This is a genomic window from Tepidicella baoligensis, from assembly GCF_013432195.1.
Classification (GTDB): domain Bacteria; phylum Pseudomonadota; class Gammaproteobacteria; order Burkholderiales; family Burkholderiaceae_C; genus Tepidicella; species Tepidicella baoligensis.
Map to the genome: position 1 here is coordinate 1 of NZ_JACCDB010000036.1, position 1,383 is coordinate 1,383.

Consider the following 1,383-nt stretch of genomic DNA (forward strand, 5'->3'; position numbering starts at 1 on the left):
CGCGAAGAAGGCCGCCTAAGCCGCTGCGGATCGGGCGGAAGCCCCGCCCGCGCCAGCGGCGCGGGCGTTCGGAAGGGCCGCGCGGCAGTGCCGCGCAAGCGGCCCTCCCTCACCCGCCACGGCGGCATCCTGCATTACGTGCTGCGCCAGCTCGCCGCGAAGAAGGCCGCCTAAGCCGCTGCGGATCGGGCGGAAGCCCCGCCCGCGCCAGCGGCGCGGGCGTTCGGAAGGGCCGCGCGGCAGTGCCGCGCAAGCGGCCCTCCCTCACCCGCCACGGCGGCATCCTGCATTACGTGCTGCGCCAGCTCGCCGCGAAGAAGGCCGCCTAAGCCGCTGCGGATCGGGCGGAAGCCCCGCCCGCGCCAGCGGCGCGGGCGTTCGGAAGGGCCGCGCGGCAGTGCCGCGCAAGCGGCCCTCCCTCACCCGCCACGGCGGCATCCTGCATTACGTGCTGCGCCAGCTCGCCGCGAAGAAGGCCGCCTAAGCTGCTGCGGATCGGGCGGTCGCGCCATGTCACGCCATAGGGCACTTCTCGAAACCTCCCTCCCCCTTGCAGCGCGTGAGCCGGCATGATGTCGCCCATGATCACCCCGCGCATCAAGCCCTCGTCTTTCTGGCGTCACCAGCCTGGCGCTGACCTGTTCGTGCAAGACCAGCGCCAAGCCAAGCTCGGCGGCTTCATCGCCAACCTGGCAGCAATGGACGAACTGATCGACTTCGCGGCCATTGCCGCCCGGGTCGACACCGCCTGCCCTCGCGCTGACCGTAGCAAAGGCGGGCGCCCGCCGTACCCCACCGAGGTGATGGTGCGGCTGCTGTTCATCCAGTCGCTGTACAACCTCAGCGACGAGGACTGCGAGTACCAGGTGCTGGACCGCATGAGCTTCCAGCAATGGCCCCGATCGCTGTTGAACCGACCGGGCTGACACCCGAGCAAGCGCCATGGGCAACTGCTCTGCGTGACGCAGGTGTAAGTCACGGTGGCGCAAGGCCGNCCAGCAATGGCCCCGATCGCTGTTGAACCGACCGGGCTGACACCCGAGCAAGCGCCATGGGCAACTGCTCTGCGTGACGCAGGTGTAAGTCACGGTGGCGCAAGGCCGCTTGCGTGCGCTTGCGCCAAGAAGTTGGCGCAGGTTTCGAGAGAAGAGAGGGCAGATCGGAGTCGAACCTGCCCCATTCAGCCGCCCCCGGCAGTGGGGCGCGGCGCAGGCGGAACGGCCCGGAACCCCGCGCGGTGTCGGGGAACCCGGAAACGAAAACGCCCAACCGAGAACGGTTGGGCGCTGAATGGTGGTGGTGGAGTTTAACAGAAAACCAAACCCACATATCAGCAGTCTCTCAGCCCCGGTCGGAAGCTTTGGAACCTCTGCACTACCCCGC

General features: G+C 68.8%; 1 protein-coding gene. It reads left to right on the forward strand.

The features are described from left to right. The first annotated feature begins 581 nt into the window (after nucleotides 1-581). On the forward strand, nucleotides 582-926 hold the full coding sequence (locus HZS63_RS13765) for a transposase (RefSeq protein WP_395140399.1): 345 nt from the start codon (nucleotides 582-584) through the stop codon (nucleotides 924-926). Nucleotides 927-1,383 lie beyond the last annotated feature (457 nt).

Bases quoted from the DNA above. Each gene is read 5' to 3' on its own strand.
- HZS63_RS13765 (WP_395140399.1), top strand. From the start codon at position 582: ATGATCACCCCGCGCATCAAGCCCTCGTCTTTCTGGCGTCACCAGCCT.